At 60.9% G+C, this 24,656-nt stretch carries 22 protein-coding genes and 1 pseudogene; 4 read left to right on the top strand and 19 right to left on the bottom strand.

Translation table 11 applies throughout. The features are described from left to right. Nucleotides 1-9: 9 nt before the first annotated feature. The 4 genes from fabD to ACA054_RS25160 form a co-directional block, all read right to left on the bottom strand. A complete protein-coding gene (gene fabD / locus ACA054_RS25145) occupies nucleotides 10-948 on the bottom strand; it encodes an ACP S-malonyltransferase (protein WP_497686670.1) in 939 nt (312 codons plus the stop codon). Nucleotides 949-1,072: 124 nt separating this feature from the next. Then, nucleotides 1,073-2,083 carry a phosphate acyltransferase PlsX gene (gene plsX / locus ACA054_RS25150; RefSeq protein WP_497686671.1) on the bottom strand — a complete coding sequence of 337 codons (1,011 nt, stop codon included), beginning with the start codon at nucleotides 2,081-2,083 and terminating at the stop codon, nucleotides 1,073-1,075. Nucleotides 2,084-2,087: 4 nt separating this feature from the next. Further along, on the bottom strand, nucleotides 2,088-2,270 hold the full coding sequence (rpmF, locus tag ACA054_RS25155; protein WP_003179396.1) for a 50S ribosomal protein L32: 183 nt from the start codon (nucleotides 2,268-2,270) through the stop codon (nucleotides 2,088-2,090). A gap of 13 nt (nucleotides 2,271-2,283) precedes the next feature. Then, entirely contained in the window at nucleotides 2,284-2,811 is a 528-nt protein-coding gene (locus ACA054_RS25160; protein ID WP_008066540.1) for a YceD family protein, read from the bottom strand. A gap of 105 nt (nucleotides 2,812-2,916) precedes the next feature. On the opposite strand from ACA054_RS25160, the gene ACA054_RS25165 reads away from it, so the two are divergent. Then, complete coding sequence (locus tag ACA054_RS25165) at nucleotides 2,917-3,495, top strand: Maf family protein (protein WP_497686672.1); 579 nt, start codon at nucleotides 2,917-2,919, stop codon at nucleotides 3,493-3,495. A 157-nt stretch (nucleotides 3,496-3,652) separates the two neighbouring features. On the opposite strand, the gene ACA054_RS25170 is transcribed toward ACA054_RS25165, so the two are convergent. The 3 genes from ACA054_RS25170 to rluC are packed head-to-tail and all read right to left on the bottom strand — an operon-like array spanning nucleotide 3,653 to nucleotide 6,278. Further along, nucleotides 3,653-4,642, bottom strand: a complete 990-nt coding sequence (locus ACA054_RS25170) for a S49 family peptidase (RefSeq protein ID WP_497686673.1) — start codon at nucleotides 4,640-4,642, stop codon at nucleotides 3,653-3,655. 24 nt (nucleotides 4,643-4,666) lie between these two features. Then, nucleotides 4,667-5,329 (bottom strand): HAD-IA family hydrolase, encoded by a 663-nt coding sequence (locus ACA054_RS25175; RefSeq protein ID WP_497686674.1) that lies wholly within the window; start codon nucleotides 5,327-5,329, stop codon nucleotides 4,667-4,669. Next, nucleotides 5,316-6,278 (bottom strand): 23S rRNA pseudouridine(955/2504/2580) synthase RluC, encoded by a 963-nt coding sequence (gene rluC / locus ACA054_RS25180; protein WP_497686675.1) that lies wholly within the window; start codon nucleotides 6,276-6,278, stop codon nucleotides 5,316-5,318. The genes ACA054_RS25175 and rluC overlap by 14 nt, the downstream gene beginning before the upstream one ends. Nucleotides 6,279-6,980: 702 nt before the next feature. Between rluC and rne the strand changes: the two genes are divergently transcribed. Continuing rightward, nucleotides 6,981-10,187, top strand: a complete 3,207-nt coding sequence (gene rne, locus ACA054_RS25185; protein ID WP_497686676.1) for a ribonuclease E — start codon at nucleotides 6,981-6,983, stop codon at nucleotides 10,185-10,187. 201 nt (nucleotides 10,188-10,388) lie between these two features. Here rne and ACA054_RS25190 read toward each other — a convergent pair whose 3' ends face one another. From ACA054_RS25190 to ACA054_RS25245, 12 genes are all read right to left on the bottom strand, one after another. Further along, entirely contained in the window at nucleotides 10,389-10,979 is a 591-nt protein-coding gene (locus ACA054_RS25190) for a nucleotidyltransferase family protein (protein ID WP_497686677.1), read from the bottom strand. Then, on the bottom strand, nucleotides 10,976-11,959 hold the full coding sequence (locus ACA054_RS25195) for an XdhC family protein (protein ID WP_497690367.1): 984 nt from the start codon (nucleotides 11,957-11,959) through the stop codon (nucleotides 10,976-10,978). The genes ACA054_RS25190 and ACA054_RS25195 overlap by 4 nt, the downstream gene beginning before the upstream one ends. Further along, a complete protein-coding gene (locus tag ACA054_RS25200; RefSeq protein ID WP_497686678.1) occupies nucleotides 11,959-14,280 on the bottom strand; it encodes a xanthine dehydrogenase family protein molybdopterin-binding subunit in 2,322 nt (773 codons plus the stop codon). The genes ACA054_RS25195 and ACA054_RS25200 overlap by 1 nt, the downstream gene beginning before the upstream one ends. After that, nucleotides 14,277-14,747, bottom strand: coding sequence for a (2Fe-2S)-binding protein (locus ACA054_RS25205; protein WP_008066557.1), 471 nt, complete (start codon nucleotides 14,745-14,747; stop codon nucleotides 14,277-14,279). Before ACA054_RS25205 ends, ACA054_RS25200 begins: the two co-directional genes overlap by 4 nt. A gap of 240 nt (nucleotides 14,748-14,987) precedes the next feature. Beyond that, nucleotides 14,988-16,007 (bottom strand): UDP-N-acetylmuramate dehydrogenase, encoded by a 1,020-nt coding sequence (murB, locus tag ACA054_RS25210; protein ID WP_497686679.1) that lies wholly within the window; start codon nucleotides 16,005-16,007, stop codon nucleotides 14,988-14,990. Continuing rightward, a complete protein-coding gene (locus tag ACA054_RS25215) occupies nucleotides 16,004-16,468 on the bottom strand; it encodes a low molecular weight protein-tyrosine-phosphatase (RefSeq protein WP_497686680.1) in 465 nt (154 codons plus the stop codon). The genes murB and ACA054_RS25215 overlap by 4 nt, the downstream gene beginning before the upstream one ends. Next, on the bottom strand, nucleotides 16,468-17,232 hold the full coding sequence (gene kdsB, locus ACA054_RS25220) for a 3-deoxy-manno-octulosonate cytidylyltransferase (protein WP_497636172.1): 765 nt from the start codon (nucleotides 17,230-17,232) through the stop codon (nucleotides 16,468-16,470). Before kdsB ends, ACA054_RS25215 begins: the two co-directional genes overlap by 1 nt. Then, on the bottom strand, nucleotides 17,229-17,414 hold the full coding sequence (locus ACA054_RS25225) for a Trm112 family protein (protein ID WP_007945752.1): 186 nt from the start codon (nucleotides 17,412-17,414) through the stop codon (nucleotides 17,229-17,231). The genes kdsB and ACA054_RS25225 overlap by 4 nt, the downstream gene beginning before the upstream one ends. 25 nt (nucleotides 17,415-17,439) lie before the next feature. Then, nucleotides 17,440-18,450 carry a tetraacyldisaccharide 4'-kinase gene (lpxK, locus tag ACA054_RS25230; protein ID WP_497686681.1) on the bottom strand — a complete coding sequence of 337 codons (1,011 nt, stop codon included), beginning with the start codon at nucleotides 18,448-18,450 and terminating at the stop codon, nucleotides 17,440-17,442. Then, on the bottom strand, nucleotides 18,450-18,878 hold the full coding sequence (gene pocB / locus ACA054_RS25235; RefSeq protein WP_046817688.1) for a flagellar polar localization protein PocB: 429 nt from the start codon (nucleotides 18,876-18,878) through the stop codon (nucleotides 18,450-18,452). The genes lpxK and pocB overlap by 1 nt, the downstream gene beginning before the upstream one ends. After that, complete coding sequence (gene pocA / locus ACA054_RS25240; RefSeq protein ID WP_020799918.1) at nucleotides 18,875-19,510, bottom strand: flagellar polar localization protein PocA; 636 nt, start codon at nucleotides 19,508-19,510, stop codon at nucleotides 18,875-18,877. Before pocA ends, pocB begins: the two co-directional genes overlap by 4 nt. A 98-nt stretch (nucleotides 19,511-19,608) precedes the next feature. Beyond that, complete coding sequence (locus ACA054_RS25245) at nucleotides 19,609-21,843, bottom strand: DNA internalization-related competence protein ComEC/Rec2 (RefSeq protein ID WP_497686682.1); 2,235 nt, start codon at nucleotides 21,841-21,843, stop codon at nucleotides 19,609-19,611. A 136-nt stretch (nucleotides 21,844-21,979) separates the two neighbouring features. Between ACA054_RS25245 and ACA054_RS25250 the strand changes: the two genes are divergently transcribed. Together ACA054_RS25250 and ACA054_RS25255 are read left to right on the top strand one after the other, a co-directional pair. Next, a complete protein-coding gene (locus ACA054_RS25250) occupies nucleotides 21,980-22,507 on the top strand; it encodes a DUF2062 domain-containing protein (RefSeq protein WP_497686683.1) in 528 nt (175 codons plus the stop codon). Nucleotides 22,508-23,663: 1,156 nt separating this feature from the next. Continuing rightward, nucleotides 23,664-24,629 (top strand): annotated as a pseudogene (locus ACA054_RS25255) (IS110 family transposase). The last annotated feature ends 27 nt before the right edge of the window (nucleotides 24,630-24,656 follow it).

A 24,656-nucleotide genomic window follows, 5' to 3' on the forward strand; every position in this document is an offset into this window, starting at 1 on the left:
TCTCCTGATTCAGGCCAGCGCTGCACGGGCGGCAGCGAAAGCGTCTGGGGTGTTGAGATTGGAAGTCGATACGCCTTCGGCGCAGCGCTTGTTCAGACCGGCCAGTACTTTGCCCGGACCGCATTCGACCAGATTGGTCGCGCCTTTGGCGGCCAGGGTCTGCACGGATTCTACCCAGCGTACTGGCTTGTACAGTTGCTCGAGCAGATCACGCTTGAGGGTTTCCAGATCCGCCGGCACCTGGGCGCTGACGTTCTGTACGACCGGGATCTGCGGGGCCTGCCAATCGATCGCCGCGATCGATTCGGCGAAACGCTCGGCCGCCGGACGCATCAGTTCGCAGTGCGACGGCACGCTGACCGGCAACGGCATGGCGCGCTTGGCGCCACGTGCCTTGCAGCCTTCAATGGCACGCTCGACCGCCGCCTTCGCGCCGGCAACGACCACTTGCCCCGGGGAGTTGAAGTTGACCGCGCTGACCACTTCGCCTTGTGCCGCTTCGGCACAGGCAGCCAGTACGTCGGCGTCTTCCAGACCGAGGATGGCAGCCATGCCGCCCTGCCCCGCCGGAACGGCTTCCTGCATCAGTTGGCCACGGCGCTCGACGAGCTTCACCGCGTCAGCCAGGCTCAAGCTGCCTGCAGCTACCAGAGCGCTGTATTCGCCCAGGCTGTGACCGGCCACATAAGCCGGGCGCGCACCGCCTTCAGCCAGCCACAGACGCCACAGGGCGATCGAAGCGGTCAGAATCGCCGGTTGGGTTTTATCGGTCTGGTTGAGTTGTTCTTCCGGCCCTTGCTGGGTCAGTGCCCACAGGTCGTAACCCAGAGCATCGGAAGCTTCTTTGAACGTGTCGAGGACGACCGGGTATTGCGCGCCCAACTCGGCCAGCATGCCGAGGGACTGCGAACCCTGTCCCGGAAAGACGAATGCGAGGGAAGCAGACATGTAACAAGCCCCTAATGATCTTGTCGTCGAGAATTGGCGTCCCGCTCTGGGGACGCAAGAAACTGACAGTTGGATGGCCAATTGAACCAAGCGGTCACATTTAAGCACTGTCCGACGAAAACGCCTAAAGCAACAAATCCTCCAGACGACCGTGGATGCGTTCCGGCAGGTTTTCCTGGATCTCGATCAGAGCACGGGAAATGGCACTTTGAAAGCCCTGCACCCCTGCAGAACCGTGACTCTTTACGACAATCCCCTGCAAACCGAGGAAGCTCGCGCCGTTATGTCGCGCAGGTGCCAGGTCGGCTTGCAGGCGCTTCATCAGTGGCAAGGCCAAGGCTCCGACCATGCGTGACGGCAGGCTTTTCTTGAACAACGCCTCGATGCGCCCGGCAATCATGGTGGCCAGCCCCTCGCTGGACTTGAGCAGGATGTTGCCGACAAAACCGTCACACACCACCACATCCGCTTCGCCACGGTACAACCCGTCACCTTCGACAAATCCGATGTAGTTGATACCACGGGCACTTTGCAACAAGGTTGCAGCCAGCTTGACCTGCTGATTGCCCTTGATGTCCTCGGTGCCGATGTTCAGCAATGCCACGCGCGGACGCACAATGCCCAAGGTTTCGGCAGCAACCGAGCCCATCACCGCGAACTGCAACAGATGCTCGGCGCTGCAATCGACATTGGCGCCCAGGTCGAGCAACTGGCAATAACCTTTCTGCGTCGGGATCGCCGCCACCATGGCCGGCCGATCGATGCCCGGCAAGGTCTTGAGCACAAATCGCGACAACGCCATCAGCGCCCCGGTATTACCGGCGCTGACACAGGCCTGGACCTTGCCATCACGCAGCAACTCAAGCGCCACGCGCATCGACGAGTCGGGCTTGCCGCGCAGGGCCTGGGCAGGTTTTTCGTCCATGGCGATGACTTCGGATGCCGGAGTAATCGACAGGCGCGCGCGATCCACAGCCGATTGGCCAGCGATCAATTCTTCAAGGAGGGAGGGTTGACCGACGAGGGTCAGGTGCAGCGAGGGTGTGGCAGACAGGCAAGCAAGGCTGGCCTGGACAATGCTGCGGGGACCGAAGTCCCCGCCCATTGCGTCAATCGCGATGACTTGAGCGGACAAGTGATTACTCGTCAGCGCCCTTGTCGATCACTTTACGGCCACGGTATACGCCTTCTGGCGATACGTGGTGACGCAGGTGAACTTCACCGGTGGTTTTTTCTACAGACAGGGTGCTAGCCTCGAGAGCGTCGTGCGAACGGCGCATGTCACGGGCAGAGCGGGATTTTTTGTTCTGCTGAACAGCCATAATTGATTAACTCCTAAACGTTTGGGTCACGCTTTAACTGCGCCAATACACTGAACGGGTTGGACCGCGTTACCTCGTCCTCGCTCGGTTCGGGCTCATCTGCTCCCGCCGGCTGCTGGCATTCTTCCGGATGATGAGCAGGCACAATGGGCAAGGCGAGCAGAAGCTCCTCCTCGATCAGTGACTGCAGATCCAAAGGATCTTCGCCCAGTTCCAGCACGTCATAACCTTTCGGCAACGACTGGGTATTCGCACCCTCCTTCACCACAGCGTAACTGCATTCGCTATGGATCGGCAGGGTGACCAGCTCAAGACAACGCTGGCAAACCATTTTGACTTCAGTGTCGATAAAGCTGTGGATGACCACAGATTTACGTTCATCTCGTTCAAAAACGAATTTAGCCTGCACCGTACCGACATTGTCGGAAAGCGGGTCGCAGAGTCTCTTCAAATCGGCCAGCAGCATTTCACCTTGGAGGGTGGTGCCACGATCAGCCAATTTGCGCGGGTCAACGTGAGGTGGAATCGGGTCATTCAACATAGGCGCAGCATTATAGGGATGCACCCGCCCATGTCAAAGGAAATTCAACCCTGTCCGTCACTTGGAAGCCCCGCTAGAATTCGCGCCTGTCATTTGGAGTTGCGCATGCTGCCTTTATTACTCGCTTCAAGCTCCGTCTATCGCCGGGATTTGCTGGCCCGCCTGCAGCTGCCATTCAGCTGCAGATCGCCGGACATCGACGAAAGCCATCGCCCTGGTGAATCCGCCATCGAGCTGGTCAAACGCCTCGCCGAAGAGAAAGCGCGCGCACTGGCCGCCAGCCATACCGCTCATCTGATTATCGGTTCCGACCAGGTCGCGGTGCTTGGCGAGCGGATCATCGGCAAGCCCCACACCTTCGAAAAGGCCCGTGAGCAACTGCTGGCCTCCAGCGGCGCCAGCGTGACGTTCCTGACCGGATTGGCCTTGCTGAACAGCCAGACCGGTCACTGCCAGGTCGACTGCGTACCTTTCACGGTGCACATGCGCACACTCGACAGCGAACGCGTCGAACGCTATCTGCGCGCCGAACAACCCTACGACTGCGCTGGCAGCTTCAAGGCCGAAGGGTTGGGGGTGAGTCTGTTTCAGAGCACCGAGGGCCCTGATGCCACCAGCCTTGTCGGCCTGCCGCTGATTCGCCTGGTGGATATGTTGCTGGCGGAAGGCGTGCAAATCCCCTGACCCCACCCTTCCTTTTAGGAGCCGGCTTGCTGGCGATGGGATGGCGCGGTGTACCAGGAACGCCGCCATCGCCAGCAAGCCGGCTCCTACAGGTCGCGCACGAGCTCAAAAAAAAAAACCGGCTACCAGGGGCCGGTTATTTATACAGAAACAGCACTTATCGCAACGACGGCCCTTGAAACCCCATCCACATCGCCAAATGCTCAGCCACGCTGGCCCCGAGCTTCTTCGAGAAGCGATCGAACGGCGATTCCTGAACGGTAAAATCCACCAGCTCTTTCTCACCGATCACATCGCGGGCCACCGAACTGGCATTACCCAGGCCATCGATCAAGCCCAGCGGCAGCGCCTGCTCACCCGACCAGACCAGCCCGGAATACAGCTCCGGATGCTCCTTGTCTTTCAGGCGATCGCCACGGCCCTGCTTGACGCTATTGATGAACTGCTTGTGAGTGGTATCCAGCACGCCCTGCCAGAACGCCGTTTCTTCAGGCTTCTGCGGCTGGAACGGATCGAGGAAGGATTTGTGCTCGCCCGAGGTGTAGGTGCGACGCTCCACACCCAACTTCTCCATGGTGCCGACAAATCCGTACCCGGCCGCCGTTACCCCGATGGAGCCCACCAGGCTCGCCTTGTCGGCATAGATCTGGTCCGCCGCACTGGCGATGTAATACGCACCGGAAGCGCCCAGATCGGAAATCACCGCGTAAAGCTTGGTATCCGGATGCAGGCCACGCAGACGGCGGATCTCGTCATAGACGTAACCTGACTGCACCGGACTGCCACCCGGGCTGTTAATACGCAGAATGACGCCCTTGACCTTTTCGTCTTCGAAGGCGGCCCGCAGGCTACCCACGACATTGTCGGCACTGGCCGGCTCCTTGTCAGCGATCATTCCGTTGATGTCGATCAACGCGGTGTAGTTGCCACTGCGGGTAGCGGCCTTCTCCATGTCCATCAGTGGCGTAAACAGCGCCAACGCGACAAACAGGTACACGAAGGTCAGCAACTTGAAGAAAATCCCCCAGCGCCGGGAGCGACGCTGCTCCTGCACACCGGCCAACAGGGTCTTTTCCAGCAGCTTCCAGCTTTTTTCGTCATCGCTCTCTGCGCTCGCCTTGGCGGGCGCTTTCCATTCGTCGGCCATGCCATCTACCCCAGCAATAACGTATTAAGCCCGCTGACCCAGCCAGGCGTGCAATTGTGAAAACCGATCGATGCTCAGTCGCGGCTCGAACAGCTTCAGCGCTTCGATCGATTGCGCGCCATAGCTGACCGCCACCGAATCCATGCCGGCATTACGCGCCATCTGCAAGTCGAAGGATGAATCGCCAACCATCAGCGCCTGATCCGCACGCACCTCACAATGGGCAAGTATCTGCTCAAGCATCAACGGATGGGGCTTGCTGGCCGTCTCGTCGGCGGCACGGGTGATATCGAAGTAATCCTCCCAACCGTGAGACTTCAACACCCGATCCAGCCCGCGACGGGCCTTGCCCGTGGCCACGGCCAAATGATAGCCCTCGGCTCGAAACGCCTCGAGCGACTCGACCACGCCCTCGAACAAGGGCGAAGGCACCGCCTCCGAGGCGATGTAGTGATCGGCGTAGTGCTGACGAAAGGCAATCAGCTCGGCATCGCCGATATCGGGATACAGGGTACGAATCGCCTCCGGCAGTCCCAGGCCGATGATGCCCTTGACGGCAAAGTCATCGCACTGCTCAAACCCGGACCGCTGCGATGCCACGTGCATCGCCTCGACAATCCGACCAATGGAATCGGCCAGCGTGCCGTCCCAATCGAAGATCAGCAGCTTGTAATCAGAAGGGCGCACTCAATCGCTCCACAGTCTTGGCCCACATCTCGTCGACCGGGGCCTGCAACTTCAGCTCTCCGCCATCAGGCAACGGCACAGTCAGCATGTAGGCATGCAGGAACAGGCGCTTGCCGCCCAGATCGCGGATTTCCTTGCTGAAACCTTCTTCGCCATACTTGGTGTCGCCAGCGATGCAATGCCCGGCGTGCAAGGTATGGACACGGATCTGGTGAGTCCGGCCGGTAATTGGCTTGGCTTCGATCAGGGTGGCGAAGTCACCGAAGCGGCGCAGGACCTTGAACACGGTCACGGACTCCTTGCCCTCCTCCTCGTCGACCTCGACCATGCGCTCGCCGGAGCGCAGATTGCTCTTGCCCAGCGACGCACGGACTTGCTTGATCGAGCTCGCCCAGTTACCGCGGACCAACGCCATGTAGCGCTTGTCGACGCCATCACCGCGCAACGCGGTGTGCAAGTGGCGCAACATGCTGCGCTTCTTGGCGATCATCAACAGGCCGGACGTATCACGGTCGAGACGGTGAACCAGTTCGAGTTCTTTGCAATCGGGGCGCAACTGACGAAAGGCTTCGATCACCCCGAAAGTCAGGCCGCTACCGCCGTGAACCGCAATGCCGGCGGGCTTGTTGATCACGATCAGAGCCTTGTCTTCGAAGACAATCGAGGCTTCCAGGCGCTGCAACAGCCCCTGGGCCAGCGGCACCGGCTCGTCGCGCTCAGGCACGCGAACCGGCGGCACGCGCACGATATCGCCCGCCTGCAGCTTGTATTCGGGCTTGATCCGGCCCTTGTTCACTCGCACTTCGCCTTTGCGCAAAATGCGATAAATCAAGGTCTTGGGCACGCCTTTGAGCCGAGCGAGAAGGAAGTTATCAATACGTTGGCCGGCATATTCCGGCGAGACCTCAAGCAGTTGTACGCTTGGAGTCGGGGGGGTAGTCGTCGTCATGGCGGGAATGATAACAATTTTTTATGGAATTGAAGCACTTAATCATTACTGCTATAGTCGCGAACGCCGCCAAAAGCGGCTTGGACAGCGGACCAACGGTCAAAAACCGGCCCTGACCAACGCAATTCACCAGGACGCGAGGCCGTCCTACGGGGCTTTCGCTACTTAACGGTGGAGTTTGCAGCTGTAACGAGCGCAGGTGACATGAGGCCTGAATCAAACCGCAAGGCAGAGTTTTCACTCGCTTTTCGAGCCAATATTCACGGCCAGTTCACAAAGTGCAGTCAGTTGCGAATGACCCCGAGCGAAACGCTTCGGAAACAACGCCTAAATTAGCCATGATGCGTGACCTCCCCTTTCGGAGCTCACGGTAAATGCCAACCCGCTGCGGATTCTGCGCGCGGCAGCACCCGAATTATCAGGGATACGTGTAGGGTGGAGATGCACAACCGCTGGCCTGTGTAGCAATAGGCTTTATCAAGACGCTTCATCTCGTCCACAGCCGCCGGTTGATTCCTCCTCCTGACTGAGTGCTTAAGTAGCCACAGCAAGCAGGACGCGTACGTCGCGACGAAGGCCCACATTGGCCGGACATCGCTGGACACGGGAATGGCCAACCACTCCCGACGCACCTGACACCGACCATGAGAAGTCGTGTGTGCCGAACGCCGTTTCCGGCAGCCCGGAAACCGACGGTACTACATGAAAAGAATGCTGATTAACGCAACTCAACCCGAAGAGTTGCGTGTTGCACTGGTAGATGGCCAGCGCCTCTACGACCTGGACATCGAATCCGGTGCACGCGAGCAGAAGAAGGCCAACATCTATAAAGGCCGGATTACTCGCATCGAACCAAGCCTTGAGGCTGCCTTTGTCGATTTCGGCTCTGAGCGCCACGGCTTCCTGCCCCTCAAAGAAATCTCCCGCGAATACTTCAAGAAAGCCCCAGAAGGCCGCGTCAACATCAAGGACGTCCTGAGCGAAGGCCAGGAAGTCATCGTTCAGGTCGAAAAAGAAGAACGTGGCAACAAGGGCGCCGCCCTGACCACCTTCATCAGCCTGGCCGGTCGTTACCTGGTACTCATGCCGAACAACCCGCGTGCCGGCGGTATCTCCCGTCGCATCGAAGGTGAAGAGCGCAATGAACTGCGTGAAGCCCTGAACGGCCTGGTTGCACCGGCCGACATGGGCCTGATCGTGCGCACTGCCGGCCTGGGCCGCAGCAGCGAAGAAATGCAGTGGGACCTCGACTACCTGCTGCAATTGTGGACCGCTATCAAAGAAGCCTCGCTGGATCGTTCCGCGCCTTTCCTGATCTACCAGGAAAGCAACGTGATCATCCGCGCGATCCGCGATTACCTGCGCCAGGACATCGGCGAAGTGCTGATCGACAGCGTTGAAGCCCAGGACGAAGCCCTGACCTTCATCCGCCAGGTGATGCCGCAGTACGCCAGCAAGATCAAGCTGTACGAAGACAGCGTTCCGCTGTTCAACCGCTTCCAGATCGAAAGCCAGATCGAGACCGCTTTCCAGCGCGTCGTCGAACTGCCTTCCGGTGGCTCCATCGTTATCGACCCGACCGAAGCCCTGGTGTCCATCGACATCAACTCGGCACGCGCCACCAAAGGCAGCGATATCGAAGAAACCGCCCTGCAGACCAACCTTGAAGCCGCCGAAGAAATCGCCCGTCAGTTGCGCCTGCGCGACATCGGCGGCCTGATCGTCATCGACTTCATCGACATGACCCCTGCCAAGAACCAGCGCGCCGTGGAAGAAAAAGTCCGCGAATGCCTGGAAGCCGACCGCGCTCGCGTGCAAGTCGGTCGCATCTCGCGCTTCGGCCTGCTGGAAATGTCCCGTCAGCGCCTGCGTCCTTCCCTGGGTGAAAGCAGCGGCATCGTCTGCCCACGCTGCAACGGCACCGGCATCATTCGTGACGTTGAATCGCTGTCCCTGGCGATCCTGCGCCTGATCGAAGAAGAAGCCCTGAAAGACCGTACCGCCGAAGTTCGTGCACAAGTGCCGATCCCGGTGGCCGCGTTCCTGCTCAACGAAAAACGCAACTCGATCACCAAGATCGAACTGCGCACCCGTGCCCGCATCGTCATCCTGCCGAACGATCACCTCGAAACGCCGCACTTCGAAGTGCAGCGCCTGCGTGATGACAGCCCGGAAGCTGCAATCAACCAGTCCAGCTACGAAATCGCTGCTGCCGCTGCCGAAGTGGAAGAAGTGCAGCCAGCTGCCGCGACCCGCACCCTGGTTCGCCAGGAAGCCGCGGTCAAGACGGCTCCAGCCCGCGCCAACGCTCCGGTTCCGACCGAAGTCGTCGCCGCTCCGGTTGTCGCACCTGTCGCCGTACCAGAGCCAAGCCTGTTCAAAGGCTTGGTGAAGTCGCTGGTCAGCCTGTTCGCCACCAAGGAAGAGCCTGTCGCTCCAGCCGTGGTTGAGAAACCGGCTGCCACCGAGCGTCCAGCCCGTAGCAACGAAGAACGTCGCAACGGCCGCCAGCAGAGCCGCACCCGTAACGGTCGCCGCGATGAAGAGCGCAAGCCTCGTGAAGAGCGCGCCCCCCGTGAGGAACGCGCCCCACGCGAACCGCGCGAAGAGCGCCAGCCACGCGAAGTACGCGAGCCCCGCGAAGTACGTGAAGAAACGCCAGCCGTAGCCCGCGAAGAACGCGCCCAACGAGAAGAACGCGCTCCGCGCGCCCCACGTGAAGAACGCGCTCCGCGCGCCCCGCGCGAAGATCGCAAGCCACGTGGCGAGCGTGAAGAGCGTGTGCGTGAACTGCGCGAGCCTCTGGATGCTGCCGCTCCTGCCGCTGCTGCTGTCGCCGATATTGCTGCCGCTACCACTGAAGAACGCCCGGCCCGCCCGCCACGCGAAGAACGCGCTCCACGCCCACCGCGTGAAGAACGTCAACCACGTGCCGAACAAGCGGCTGCTGTCGCCGAAGAAGAGTTGACCGGCAACGAAGAGCAACTGCAGGAAGAGGGTCAGGAAGGCGCCGAAGGCGATCGCCCACGCCGCCGCTCCCGTGGCCAGCGTCGTCGCAGCAACCGTCGCGAGCGTCAGCGTGATGCCAACGGCAACGTGATCGAGGGTTCGGATGAGTCCGAAGCCGGCGAAAGCAATGAAGCGCCAAGCACTGCCGACCTAGCCGCGGGCCTGGCTGTTACCGCAGCCGTCGCCAGCAGCGTGATCAGCGCTCCGGCCGAAGCACAGGCCAACGAGCAAGCCGAACGCGCCACTGCCGCTACCCTGGAAACAGCTCCGGTCGAAGCGCCAATCGTGGAAGCGACGACTCCGGTCGAAGCGACCGCATCGCCGGAAATCGAAGTGGCACCAGCGCCAGAAGCACAGCCTGTGGTTGAAGCTGCCGCTGAACCAGCCGTGGTTGCAGAACCGGTTAGCGAAACAGTGACTGAAACCGTCACTGAAGCCGTTCGTGAAGTACGCGAAGAGCAAACCGCGTTCAACTGGGTTGCCGAGCCGGCTGTGGCCGAAACGCCTGCTCCAGCACCCGTTGCTGAAGCCGAAGTGGCGCAAGCGTTGGTCTCCGAGCCAGTGATTGCCGCTGCCGAGCCAGCTCCAGAGGTTGAAGCGCCGGTTGTTGCCGAAGTGCCTGCTCCGGTGGTTGAAGCCGCTCCTGTCAGCGCCCTGACGCCAAGTGGCCGCGCACCGAACGACCCACGTGAAGTGCGTCGCCGCAAGCGTGAAGAAGAGCGTCTGCAGAAGGAAGCCGAACTGGCTGCTGCTGCCCAGGTTGTCGCTGCCGAGCCAGCACCGGTTGCTGCCGAGCCGGTTGAGTCGGTGATTGCCGAAGCACCTCGCTCCGATCAGGAAGCGGTAGAGCAACACGAGCAAGCCCAGGAAAAAGAGCACGAGCCTAAACCTCTCGTCTGATTCCCTCGGCAATTGAAAAGCCCCGCCTGGTGATCCCGGGCGGGGCTTTTTTGTACCTGCATTCCTGACAGTTTCACCAAGCCCATGTGGGAGCGAGCTTGCTCGCGATAGCGGTCTGTCAGTCAATTTTTATGCTAGATGATGAACCGCAATCGTCGGAACGCCGCCCGGAGCAAGCTCGCTCCCACAGGGGATCTGTGATTACTTGAAGTTCAGCTTCTCAGGCACATCCACATCCCACAACACACCGGGATCATTCACCCTCACTTCAACCACACGCCCCTGCGCAAACAACGCCTTCGCCCCACGATCACCCGCTAACGCCATCAACCCCGGACCAAAACCGCGCCCAAAGCCCACCGGATGCCCGTACTCACCCTCCTGTACCGGCACGCTGATGCAGTCATCGGCCATTTGAGCCACAACTTGTTCGATGCTCGACGGCAGGATGAACGGCATATCCCCCAGCACCATCAGCCAACCATCGAGCTGCGCACAAGCCGCCACCCCGGCCGCAATGCTGTCGCCCATCCCGGTCGATTCGATCTGGACGATCTCACAGCCATAGGCCTTGGCCATGCGGCTCACTTGCGGGCGATCGGCCGTGGTCACCAAAATGCGCTTTTCCAACGTTGAAGGCAGGTTCACCAGAACTTGTTCGATGACCGATCGAACAGCGCCATCACGACCGACGCAGTCCGCCAACAACTTGTCCTTTTCGGTGCCCGCCACCTGTCGAAACCGGCTGCCCTGCCCTGCCGCCAACACGATGACGCCGATGGACTCACTCATACACCCTCCCGTAGCGGTTTCTTCTGTTTCAACTCGATGCCATTTTTGATCGCCACAATCTCGGCCATCAGCGACAGGGCGATTTCCGCCGGGCTATGACTGCCAATGTGCAAACCGATCGGGCCGTGCAGCCGTTCAATGGCCTGCGGTGACAAACCGAGTTGAGCCAGGTTGTCCCGGCGCTTTTGGCTGTTGACCCGCGAGCCGAGTGCGCCGACATAAAAAGCCCGGGAGTCGAGCGCGGTCAGCAACGCCATGTCATCCAGCCGCGGGTCGTGAGTCAGGGCGATGATGGCGGTACGTTCGTCGGTCTTGATGCTCAGTACCGCCTCGTCGGGCATGCCCGAGACAAATCGTCCGTGCTGCGCTTCCCAACCATAGACAAACTCGGTGCGCGGATCGCAGATCAGTACCTCGAAATCCAGTAGCCGTGCCATCTCGGCAACATACCGGGACAACTGCCCCGCACCGATCAGCAACAGGCGCCAGCGCGGGCCGTAAATAGCGCGCAATGTGAGCTCATCGAACGTCAGGACATCAGACTTGCCGGCCTGCCCTAAAACCACCTCGCCGGTTTCCAGGTTCAGTTCGCGCGCGACAAGTTCATGCGCCTCACAATGGGCCAGCAAGTCAGCGACCCAATCCGCATCGCCAACGCGCTCCTCGGTCAAGCGCAAAGTGCCGCCGCAGGGTAAACCGAAGCGCGCCGCTTCCTCACGAGTCACGCCGTAGGTGATCAGTTGCACCGGCGGTCCGTCGACCGCAATGCGACCGTCATGCAAGCGGGCAATCAGGTCGTCCTCGACACAACCACCGGACACCGAGCCAATCACCACGCCGTCCTCGCGCAACGCCAGCATGGCGCCAGGCGCCCGGGGCGCGGTGCCCCAGGTCTGCACGACGCTGTACAACATCACCCGCTGGCCGGCGCGGCGCCACTCGAGCACGCTGCGCAGGACATTCAGATCGGCACTGTCCATCATGCCTCGACCTTCTGCCAACCCTGCAATTGATATCGGATCGGCAGGTTGCGGATACGCTTGCCGGTGGCGGCGAAGATCGCGTTGCACAGTGCCGGTGCAATCGGCGGCACACCCGGTTCGCCGACACCACCCAACGGCACGTTGCCCGGCGGCGTGACCAGGTGTACTGCGACTTCCTTGGGCGCCAGGGACATGCGCGCCACTTCGTACATGTGGAAGTTGTCCTGCTGGACCTTGCCGTCCTTGAAGCTGATTTCGCCCACCACCGCGTTGCCCAGGCCCATGACGCATGCGCCTTCGAACTGCGCGCGAATCCGCTCGGGGTTGATCTGCGGCCCGCAATCCACGGCGATGTCGGCTTTGTGCACGATCAAGGTACCATCGTCTTTGACTTCAACTTCGATCACCGCCGCCACGTAGGTCACGAAGCTGTAATGCACCGCCAGGCCCAGGCCGCGACCCTTGGGCAACTCGCGCCCCCAGCCGGCAGCCTTGGCGGCGGTTTCCAGTACCGTACGCAAACGCGCGGTGTCGATCGGATAACGCTCGGGCGATTCACCGTAGTTCCACTCTTCACTCAAGGTGCGCGGATCGATCTGACGGTCCGGGCCGAGCAACCTGACCTGGTACTTGAGCGGGTCCTCCCCGGCCTTGTGCGCCAGCTCATCGATGAAACTCTGGATCGCAAAACCGTGGGGGATGTTCGACACCGAGCGAAACCAGCCAACCCGCGTATGGATGGTGGCCTCGGGGTTTTCCAGGCGAATGTTGGGAATCGCGTAGGCCATGTTGGTGAAGCCCATGCCCAACTCGAAGGCGGCCTCGTGGTTCATGCCCGGCGCGAACAACGCGGTGATGCTCGGCGCCACCGTGCGGTGCAGCCAGCCGGAGGGCAAGCCGTCCTTGTTCAGACTGGCTTTGAGGTACTCGGCCGACACCGTGTGAAAATAGGAGCAGTGAATATCATCTTCACGGGTCCATTGCACCCGCACCGCCTTGCCGGGGAATTCCTTGGCCAGAATGGCCGCTTCGATGATGAAGTCGGGTTTGGACTTGCGCCCGAAGCCACCGCCCAGCAGCGTCACGTTGAACGTGACCTTATCGAATGGCACGCCCAGGCGTTCGCCGATGCGCTCGCGGGTGACCTGTGGCGCCTGGCTTGGCCCCCAGGCTTCGCACGCGCCAGCCTTGTAGCGAGCGATGGCGACCATCGGTTCCATGGGTGACTGTGACAGGTGCGGCAAATAGTAGGAGGCCTCCAGCGTGCTGACGGCATTGCCCATGGCGTCATCGATGTTGCCGGTATTGCGCACCACTTTGCCGGGCTTGAGCGAGGCAGCCTCCAGCTCCTTGCGGTAGGCGATCGAGTCGTAGCTGGCGTTGGGGCCGTCGTCCCATTCGATTTTCAGCGCATCGCGCCCCTTGATTGCCGCCCAGGTGTTACTGGCCACCACCGCGATGCCGCCCAGGGGTTGAAACTCCGAGGGCAAGGGACGGCTTTCGATCTGAATGACCTTGACCACCCCCGGCACTTTCATCGCGGCGCTGCCATCGAAGCTCTTGACCTTGCCGCCGTACACCGCCGGCCGGGCAATGGTGGCGAACAGCATGCCATCGAAATGCACGTCTGCGCCGTATACCGCGCGACCGTTGACGATGTCCTCGCCATCGATGGCCTTGTTGCCTTCCTTGCCGATATAGCGAAACTCCGAGGGCTGCTTGAGTCGCAAGCTGTCTCGGGCCGGCACGGCCAGGGCGCCGGCAGCGGCGGCCAGGGCGCCATACTCCAGTTCGCGACCGGAAGGCTTATGGATGACTTTATGTAGCTGCGCATGACATTCGCCGACCGGCACTTTCCATTGCTCGGCGGCCGCCTGTTCCAGCATGGTCCGAGCGGCGGCTCCACAGCGGCGCATCGGTTCGTACCAGTGACGCATGCTGCGCGAGCCGTCGGTGTCCTGGTTGCCGAACCGCACTTCATCGCCCGGCGCCTGTTGCACCTTGACCCGCGCCCAATCGGCTTCCAGTTCATCGGCCACCACCATGGTCAGGCTGGTCCGTACGCCCTGGCCCATTTCCGAACGGTTGCAGACCACCGTCACCGTGCCATCAGTGGCAATGCTCACATAAACCTTGGGATCGTCGATCCAGCCGTGGGGCATGCCGTCGGCACCGAACTTTTTCTGCGTCTCTTCGGCAAACGCGTCTTGCCAGCCCCAACTCGCGGCGACCACCAGCGCACTGGTGGCACCCACGCCCTTGAGGAAACCCCGCCGACTGAGGTTGCTCAGGGCGAAATCATTCGGTAACCGGCTCATGCCTTGGCCTCCTTCAGGTGAGTGGACGCCTGGCGGATGGCAGTCTTGATGCGGTTATAAGTGCCGCAGCGGCAGATGTTGCCGACCATCGCCTCTTCGATCTGCTCATCGCTCGGGTCTGGATTGGTCTTGAGCAGCGCGGTGGCGGACATGATCTGCCCACCCTGGCAGTAACCGCATTGGGCCACGGCCGTATCGAGCCAGGCTTGCTGCACGACTTTGCCGACAGGGTCGGCATGCAGGTTGTCGATGGTGGTGACGTTCTGGCCGACCACCGAGCCAATCGGCGTGATGCAACTGCGCGCCGGGGCACCTTCGATATGAATGGTGCAGGCGCCGCAAAGGCCCATGCCACAGCCAAACTTGGTGCCGTTGTAACCGGCTACGTCGCGGATCGCCCAGAGCAAGGGCATATCCTCGGTGACGTCGAGTGGATGGTCTTGACCGTTGAGTTTCAGGGTAATCATGGGCACGCCCGCATAGTGCTTGAGTTATGGGGTCGAGCAATCTGCCACTGGATCTTGGTTGGTAACACAGATCGGCTCAGGCTAATGGGCTCTCTTGTGCGAACGGACACGTCTGCACCGGGCCTTTGGTGGAGCAAATGCTTGCATCGTCAGCAGACCAGATTAAGCCTGTATTAACAAAAAAGCCCTGCACAACTTGAGTTATGCAGGGCTTTGGCAATCCGTCATCAAAGCTTAGCTTCAATACCGATTGGGCTCCATTTCCAGGTCGACATGAAAACGTTCTGAAATGTCTTTCTGGATGCGCTGTGCCAGGCTCAGTAGTTGCAACCCTGTCGCGCTGCCGTAATTGACCAGCACCAGTGCCTGCATTTTGTGCACGCCTGCATCGGCATCGCGGAAACCTTTCCACCCTGCCCGTTCGATCAACCAGCCGGCAGCCAGCTTCATCTGCCCGTCGGGTTGCGCGTAGGCCACCAGGTCCGGATATTCGCCCTTGAGCTGTGCGACCAGCGCCGCTGGCACCAAGGGGTTCTTGAAAAAGCTGCCGGCATTGCCGAGCACCGCCGGGTCCGGGAGTTTCTCGTTGCGGATGCTGCAAATGGCCTGGCTGACGTCCGTCGCCGTCGGATGATCGATGCCCTGCTCGGTCAGGCGCTGACGCACAGGACCGTACTCCAGATGCAGGTGTGCAGTGCGATCGAGGATGAAACGCACGCGTAGGATCAACCAGCGCCCAGGCTCCTGTTTGAACACGCTGTCGCGGTAAGCGAAGTTGCACTCTTGCAGGCTGAAGTCGCGCAGCTCGCCACTCTGGCGATCCAGGGCGGTCAGGCCGGCGAACACATCCTTGATTTCCACGCCATACGCGCCGATGTTCTGCATGGGCGCCGCGCCAACGGTGCCGGGAATCAGGCTGAGGTTTTCCAGGCCCGACAAGCCCTGCACCAGGGTGTGTTGCACGAACGGGTGCCACGGCTCGCCCGCCTCGGCCTCGATCACCACTTTGCTGCCGTCGTCGCTGATCACGCGTATTCCGCGCGTGGCCATGCGCAGCACCAACGATTCAACGTCGGCCGTCAGCAGCAAGTTGCTGCCACCGCCGATCACCAGCAAGGGCACCTGGTGTTCCCGTGCATAGGCCAGGGCCTCACGCACATCGGCGTCGCTATGGGCCTCGGCAAACAGGCGAGCCTGGACATCCACGCCAAAGCTGTTGAACGGTTTTAGTGAAACCCGTGATCGCAGTTGCAAACTCATAACCGTTCCTTCAGTTCGATCACCAGCAGGTCACTGGCGCGCTCGATCAGGTCCAGCACCCGTTCAAAGCCATGCTCACTGTCATTGTACGGATCAGGGACTTCATCGATCTCCGATGGGTAGCGACGCAGGAACAGGTCCAGCTCCGCCTTACCCTTGGGCGGTTGCAGATCCATGAGGTTGCGCAGGTTGCTGTTATCCATCGCCAGGATCAGGTCGTACGTGGCGAAGTCGGCGCGGGTGACTTGCTGGGCGCGCTGCGCGGACAAATCATAACCACGCCGCTTGGCCGCCGCCTGGCTGCGCTTGTCCGGTGCACTGCCCACGTGCCAGTCGCCGGTACCGGCGGAGGCCACTTCGACTTGATCGGCCAGCCCCGCTTCGCGCAGTTTATGCCGCAGAACGCCTTCGGCCGTGGGTGAACGGCAGATATTGCCCAGGCAGACAAACAGAACCCGCATCAAGCCTCCAGCAGGCGACGAACGCGCTCAAGGTCTTCAACGGTATCGACACCGGCCGGCGGAGCGATCAGCGCATCGGCGACGTGAATCCGTACCCCGTGCCACAAGGCACGCAGCTGTTCCAGGCACTCGGTGTTTTCCAGCCAGCACGGGCCCCAGCTGACGAAGTCATGCAGGAAACCGGCGCGGTAGGCATAGATGCCGATGTGTCGGCGATACGGCACGCCTTCGGGCAATTGCTCGAGGCTCTTGGCGAACGTGTCCCGTGCCCATGGCAAGGTGGCGCGACTGAAGGTCAGTGCCAGGCCATTGAGGTCGCTGACGACCTTGACCACGTTGGCGTTGAACAGGCTCTCCACGTCTTCGATCGGCTCGGCCAGCGTGGCCATGCGCGCTTCGGTGTGGGCAGCCAGGTTAACGGCCACCTGGTCAATGACACTTGGCGGGATCAGCGGCTCGTCGCCCTGGACGTTGACCACGATCGCGTCAGGCGCCAAGCCCAGCTTCGCCGCAACTTCAGCCAGGCGATCGGTGCCTGAGTTGTGGTCTTCGCGAGTCATCACCACTTGCGCACCAAAACCTTCGCAGGCCTGGGCGATGCGTGCATCGTCCGTGGCAACCACCACGCGCTGGGCGCTACTTTTGCACGCCTGTTCCCACACGTGCTGGATCATCGGCTTGCCGGCGATCAACAGCAGCGGCTTGCCCGGCAGACGGGTGGAGGCGTAGCGCGCAGGAATAACAACGGTAAAGGCTGTAGTCATTTATCCAGACGCTCGTCGGTGGTCAGGGTACGGGCTTCGGTTTCGAGCATCACCGGGATGCCGTCTCGAATCGGGTACGCAAGGCCAGCGCCCTTGCTGATCAGCTCGGTCTTGTCGGCGCTGAGCTTGAGCGGACCTTTGCAGACCGGGCAAGCGAGGATATCGAGCAATTTGGTGTCCATGAACATTCCCTGGATAGAAACGGATTTAAGGCAAAAGACGCGCCGGCAACAGGCGCATCAACTGTGTATCGAACCAGGCCGTGAAGGCTGGCGACGGCACAGCGTCGACCGCCAGGTACCACCAGTCGGCGGCGGCGAAGGCACGGCACTTCACCGCGTCCTTTTCGGTCATCACCAATGGCAATGGCGGTTTGAAATTCAAGGCCTGCACGCTGTATTCGGCGTGGTCGGCGAACGCATGCGGGACTGGCTGCCAGTGTAGCGTTTCGAGGGTCTTGAAGAAACGCTGCGGGTGACCGATCCCGGCCACGGCATGCAGCGCCTGGCCTGCAGGAAAGTGATCGAGCGGGCGACGTTCGCCGCTTTGCAGATTGACCAGTGCCGTCGGTTGCAACTGGAAGGCAAAGTTGTCACCGTCGTCAGCCGTGGCGCCGTTGTAGAGCACCGCGTCGACACTTTGCAGACGCTCGACCGGTTCACGCAATGGCCCGGCGGGCAAGCAACGCCGGTTGCCTAGTCCACGGGCAGAGTCGATCAGCACCAGCTCCAGATCCCGAGCCATGCGGTAATGCTGCATGCCGTCATCGGACAGGATCAGGTCCAGCGGTTCACTCGCCAGCAAGGCCTTGACCGCACGGCTGCGATCCGGGTCGATCATCAATGGCACGCCGGTACGCTGCACGATCAACAGCGGCTCATCGCCAGCGACGTCGGCGCTTTGATCCGCCTCGACCCGCCACGGCAATTGCGCAGGTTTGGCTCCGTAACCCCGGCTGACCACGCCGACCCGCAAGCCACTGCGTTGACAGTGCTGGATCATCCACAGGATCAGTGGTGTCTTGCCGGTGCCGCCGACGGTGATGTTGCCCACCACGATCAGCGGTACCGGTGGCTGATAGATCTCACCCTCGCCCGCCAGAAAGCGCTTGCGCTTGTGGTTGACCACGCAGCGGTACAACCACTCCAGCGGCTGCAACAGTTTCAGGGCCGGATGACCTCGGTACCACGCGGCGAGCAGGCGATCGGACATGGCCATCAGGGCGCGGGCGGCGCCGCCTCGACTGTGGTCATGCGCAGATGGCTGAAGCCGAGCTTGCCGGCGGCGTCCATGGCGGTGATGACCGACTGATGCTGGGATTTTCCGTCGGCGCTGATGGACAGCGGTCGACTGGTGTCGCCATTGGATTGCTTCTGCAGTGCATCCATCAGGGTCGCCAGGTCGCTTTTGGGCAATACCTGATTGTTCACCGAAAACACGCCGTCGGCACTGATCGCGATGTCCAGTTGCCGGGTCTGGTCATCGGAGGGCGCACCGCTGACCGCTTCGGGCAGATCGACGCGCAACTGGGTTTCACGGGTAAAGGTCGTGGTCACGACGAAAAACAGCAGCAGGATAAACACCACGTCGATCAGCGACGCGAGGTTGATGTCCACATTCTCCCGTTGCTTGCGGCGGAATTTCACGCTTTGCCCCCCGCCAGGTCCACGTCACGATCACCCTGCACGACTTCGACCAGCTTGATCGCTTCCTGCTCCATGCCGACTACCAGTTCATCAATCCGGCGTTGCAGGAAACGGTGGAAGAATACCGACGGGATACCGACCATCAAACCGGCTGCCGTGGTGATCAGCGCCTTGGAGATACCCCCGGCCAGCACCGCTGCGTTGGTGGTCATGCCCGTGCCCATGAACGCACTGAAAATGTCGATCATGCCCAGCACCGTACCCAGCAGCCCCAGCAACGGCGCCATGGCGGCGATGGTGCCGAGGGCATTGATGTAGCGTTCCAGCTCGTGGATGACCCGCGCGGCGGCCTCTTCGATACACTCTTTCATGATCTCGCGACCATGCCGGGAATTGGCCAGGCCAGCGGCCAGGATCTCACCCAACGGCGAATTGGCGCGCAGCTCCTTGAGCTTTTCCTTGTTGAGTTGCTTGTCCTTGATCCAGACCCAGACCTGCCCGAGCAAATGCTCCGGGGTCACGCGACTGGCCCGCAGGGTCCACAGACGTTCGGCAACGATTGCCATTGCCGCGATGGAACTCAGGATGATCGGCAGCATCATCCAGCCGCCGGATTTGACCAATTCCCACACAGTGACAGTCCCCTCGAAAAAGTGCGCCACTCTAACATAGGGGGTGGGCGCACCGAAGACTGTGATGTCGCATCCGGTCGGCCTTTGATAATCCCCGGTTATTTGCCCGAGGGCGGCGGATCGCGCCAGAAGAGCCGTTCTTGACGCATCGAACGCGGTGGTTCGAAACGTCCCAGTTGCAGATGAACGGCACCTTGCTGCGCGCTGTCGTAGATCGCCATCCCGCGATTTCGATAGCGTTCAATCACCACCGGATGAGGATGGCCGAACGAGTTGCCCTGGCCACGGGAGATCAGCACCGCCTTGGGCTGCAAAACGTTGAGCAGCGCCATCGAAGACGAACTGCGACTGCCGTGGTGCGGTGCCTGCAACCAATCGGTAGGCACGGCCAATGCACTATCGAGCAATGCGCGCTCGGCGCGGGTGTCGATGTCACCGCTGAGCAGCATTCGCTCGCCATTGGCTTCGATCTGCAACACGCAGGAATTCTGGTTGCTGTCCCTGGCCAGCGGCCAGTGCCACAGTTGAAAATTGACCCCGTCCCACGTCCATTGCCGGCCGCTCTCACAGCCCTCGGCCTGCAACTCGGCAGGCAGGTCGGCAGGTTCCCCACTGAGCACCCATTTCACCGGCAACCCATTGGCAACTGCCCGGGCGCCACCGGCGTGATCGGCATGGGCATGGCTGATTAACATCAGGTCGACTGCCTTCACTCCCAGTTTGCGCAGTGCTGGCAGTACCACCCGCTCACCCTGGTCGAGACCACGCAAACGCGGACCGGCGTCATACAACAGTGTGTGATGGCGAGTGCGTACCACGATCGCCAGCCCTTGACCCACATCCAGTTGCCAGACCTCGGCAATGCCTTCGGGCAGCATCGGCCGCGGAGGAAAAACCAGTAGTAGCAGCAGAGGCCAGCCTAAAGGTCGCATTGGCACGCCGCGCGGCAGCAGCAACAGAAAGGCGCCCAAAGTGCCGATCCCCCAGACCCATAGCGGGATGGCTGCGGGCACCCACGCGGGAACCTTGCCGGCGACCAATGCCAGCCCGGTGAACAGCCAATCGACCAAGCCGCCCGCAAGCCAGAGTAACCATTCGCCCACGTAGGGCACCGGCAACAACAGTGTCCCGAGCAATGCAGGGGGCAGCACCACCAGGCTGATCCAGGGCACCGCCAGCAAATTGACCAACGGCCCGCTGAGGCTGATCGGCAATCCCAGGACCAGCAAAAAAGGGCCAAGGCCGATCCCGATCAGCCATTGGGCACGGGTCCAGGTTTGCCACCATGGCCAAGGCCCCAAGCGACCACCGAACGTGAAGATCAACACCGCCACCGCCGCGAATGACAGCCAGAAACCCGGTTGCAGACTCGCCAATGGGTCAATCAGCAAGACGCCATTGAGCGCCAGCAACAGCGGCCACCATGCACCCAGGTGGCGAAAGCGCAGGCGCCACAGCAGTACCAGGCCGATCATCAGACAGGCTCGGCGAACCGGCACTTCGAAGCCAGCCAACAGCCCATATCCAAGGGCAGCCACAAAAGCCAGGCCGCAGGCCCAGGGCAACCATGGCAGACGGCCTGGCCACAAGCCATAACGGGCAAGCCCGGCGACCAACAGATAAACCAGTCCCGCCAACAAGCCGACGTGTTGCCCGGAAATCACCAGCAGATGCACGGTGCCGGTGTCTTGCAACATCTGCCAGTCTTCGCGACTGAGCCCCCCGCCGTCTCCCAGCACCAACGCTGTCAGCACGCCTGTTCGACCTTGGGCGTCCACGGCCTGCAGCCTCTGGCGTACACCGTCGCGCCAGGCCCATCGGGCTGGCGCAAGTCGCTCCCCGGCCTTGACGGTCCCGGTCGCACCGATGCGTTGCGCCAACAGCCAGGCCTCGTAGTCGAAGGCGTGCGGATTGAGCAAACCTGCCGGTCGCTTCAGCTTGACCGCCAGCCGCCAGCGTTCGCCGCTGTTCACCGGCGGGCCGTCGTACCAGGCCAGACGCAAATGTCGCGGCAGGACGGTGCGTCGTGACTGACTGTCGGTCAGTTCGAAACGCACCACACCCTCGGCATTCTGTGGCAACCCACTGACCCGCCCTTCGACCCAACGCGTTTCCCCATCGAGGGCCGGCGACAACCGATCATCCAGCGCCCACTGGGCATGGAGGCACGCCCAACTCAAGCCGAACAGGAAAAACGCCGCCGGATACGTCCTGAACGGCAGTAACATCAAACCCACGACCGGCATCAACAACCACAACCAGACCGGCGGTAACACCGGTAAAAAACGCAAGGCCAGCAGGCCCAACGCCAGCGCCATCATCCCTGTGCGCATAAGCCCGTCCTTGAGAGTCCCGTCCCTAGGCATAGCCGGCCAGGCGCACGTTCGCCGTTAACAATTGTCACAAAGTCTGAATGGGCGACTCATAGAATCCAGACATACTTGCCGCCTTAACCGACCGAGAAGCCTTATGCCCCGGCGCTTATTCAAACGCTACATGCCAGATCCGACCAGCATCAGGGAACACAAGTCCTTACGCTTTCTCGGCACCCTGCTGCATGACCCGAACCTCTGGCACCTCAATCGCCATTCCGTCGCCCGGGCGATGGCGGTCGGTCTGTTCGCGGCATTCCTGCCGATTCCGTTGCAGATGCTGGTCGCCGCGATTCTCGCGATCATCGTGCGCGGCAACATGCCGATTGCCGTCAGCCTGGTCTGGTTGACCAACCCGATCACCATGCCGGCCGTGTTCTTCTGCACTTATCAGACCGGTGCCTGGCTGATGGATGTTCCTGCCCGGCATCTGCCGGATGAGTTGACCTGGGAATGGATCAGCAGTCAGCTCTCGACCTTGTGGCAGCCGTTTTTGCTGGGGTCGGTGGTGGTGGGCCTGGTGCTTGGGGCGTTGGCTTATTGTCTGGTGATGATGTATTGGCGTTGGTGGGTTGGGCGGCAGTGGCGGCGGCGTAAGAAAAGTAGGAGTTCAAAGGCCGTTTGATCGTGTACATATCCATTTCTGCGGTAACGGCCACTTATGGTTTCGCCCTTACTGTAGGAGCGAGCATGCTCGCGAAAAACCTGAGAGCACCGGGGGGTGTCAGGCACCCCGCGTCATCGTTGACCTCCATCGCGAGCATGCTCGCTCCTACAGGGGTCGCCGCGATGGGCCGTCCCTGGCCCAGCGCGGCTAAACCGGCGTCCTGCCGGTTTACCCACTACGCAATGCCTACGTTCGGCCATCGTGGTTTAACGGGGCGCCCAAATCTAAAGCCAAAGCGAGGCGGCCTGACAGCCGACCTGATTTTTACAGATACCCCCAATCCCCTGTGGGAGCGAGCCTGCTCGCGATGGTCGTCAACGATAACGCGCCCTGTCTGGATGAACGCGTTGTCTGGACGTTTTTCGCGAGCAGGCTCGCTCCCACAATGGGACGCGGACATACCTGCAATCAGGTCGGCTGTCAGGCCGCCCCGCTTTTGCTGTTGCTTTTGCTGTTGCTTTTGCTTTTGCTGTTGCTTTGGCTTTGGCTTTGGCTTTGGCTTTGGCTTTGGCTTTTGATTTTCTTGCCACATCGAGAGGCCGAGTGGAGGTTCTGCGCAGTGGGCAAACCGGCATGGATGCCGGTTTAGCCGCCGCCGGCCATGGATGGCCGATGGCGGCGGGCCCACGGAGCAGGGCCGGAGCGAGGGTACCCCGAGCCTCAGCGAGGGGCCGAACGCCAGGGGCAAGAGCCCTTGGTTACTTGGGGCTCTTCCAAGTGACTCGCTGTAAGAGCGAAACCCTAAGTAGCCGTTACCGCAGGAATGGATATGTACACCTGAAAGAATATGATCGGCTGTCAGGCCGCCTTCGCGAGCAAGCCCGCTCCCACAGTAGATCGGATACATCCATGAGCGATTGGTTGACTGTCAGGCCGCCATCGCTGCGATGCGGCGACCCGACAAGCCAGCTTGTATGGTAGGACTTGAAGGGGGGAGGAGGGACAAAGCCAGATTCTGACTGTTACTAGCAGTACAGACCGTGGGAGATTTCGCCCCTCCTCCTTTCACCCAAGCGCCGATAAAGAATGCTTCTGGTTCGACCGACGATAGAAACAAGCCTGCGCCTCTGGGTGACCCCAACAAGTGCTCAAACTTTATCCCGGAGGGTATTCGATGGCAATGCAGGTTCTCGCCACCAAACCGATTGTAGGTGTGGACGTCGCCAAGGATGAACTGGTGATCTATCGCGCCGAACTCGATCTGCTTGAGACGATTCCCAACAACAAGACAGCCATCAATAAGTGGCTGAAAGCGTTATCGGGAAGCGCAGCCATCGCCATTGAAGCCACCAATATTTATCACGTAGTGTTCGTCGATCTGGCCTATGAAGCCGGCTGCGACGTCTACATGGTCGACGGCTTTGAACTAAGCCACTATCGCAAAGGGGTGAAAATCCGCGCCAAGACTGACGCAATCGATGCTCGTCTGCTGGCCCGTTACCTGAAAAACGAGGCCGAGGAACTGCGTCCATGAACGCCTCCACCGCCGCTTTACCGTCAGCTCCTGAGCTTGTTCCGTCGGCGTGCGGCATTGGTTCAGGCGCGTACCGGCCTGGCGCAAAGCTGGGCCAATGAACCGCTGAAAACGGCGTTTGCCGCCCAGGTACGCTCGATGCAAAGACTCGAAGCCCTGCTTGAGAAGATGATCAAGACCCTTCTGGAAAAAGCCGGGCTGATGGATCAACTCAAGCGCTGCATGAAGATAGAAGGTGTCGGCTTTCTGACTGCAGCTCGGCTGCTGGCGTCTTTCCAGCGGGGTGAATTTGGTGGTGGCGATGCCTTCATCGCCTTTCTTGGACTGGATTTGAGGGTGGCTAAATCAGGCAAGAAACAAGGACGCCCCTGTTTGACCAAGCGCGGGGATGGAGAGGCTCGTCGGCTGCTCCACAACGCTGCCATGTCTGCGAGTCGTACAGCGGCTTGGAAACCCTACTATGAAGAGCAAAGAGCCCGAGGCTTCAGCACCACCCAGGCCTTGGTGATACTGGCTCGCAAGCTGGCCCGAGTCGTATTCGCCCTGCTGAAAAACCAGAGCGAATACGAATCTAAAGGCGGTTTGAGGGCTTCCCCTCAACCATAGAATCTCCCACGGGGGATACGTGCGCTT

The sequence above is a fragment of the Pseudomonas sp. LBUM1653 genome (assembly GCF_059716115.1).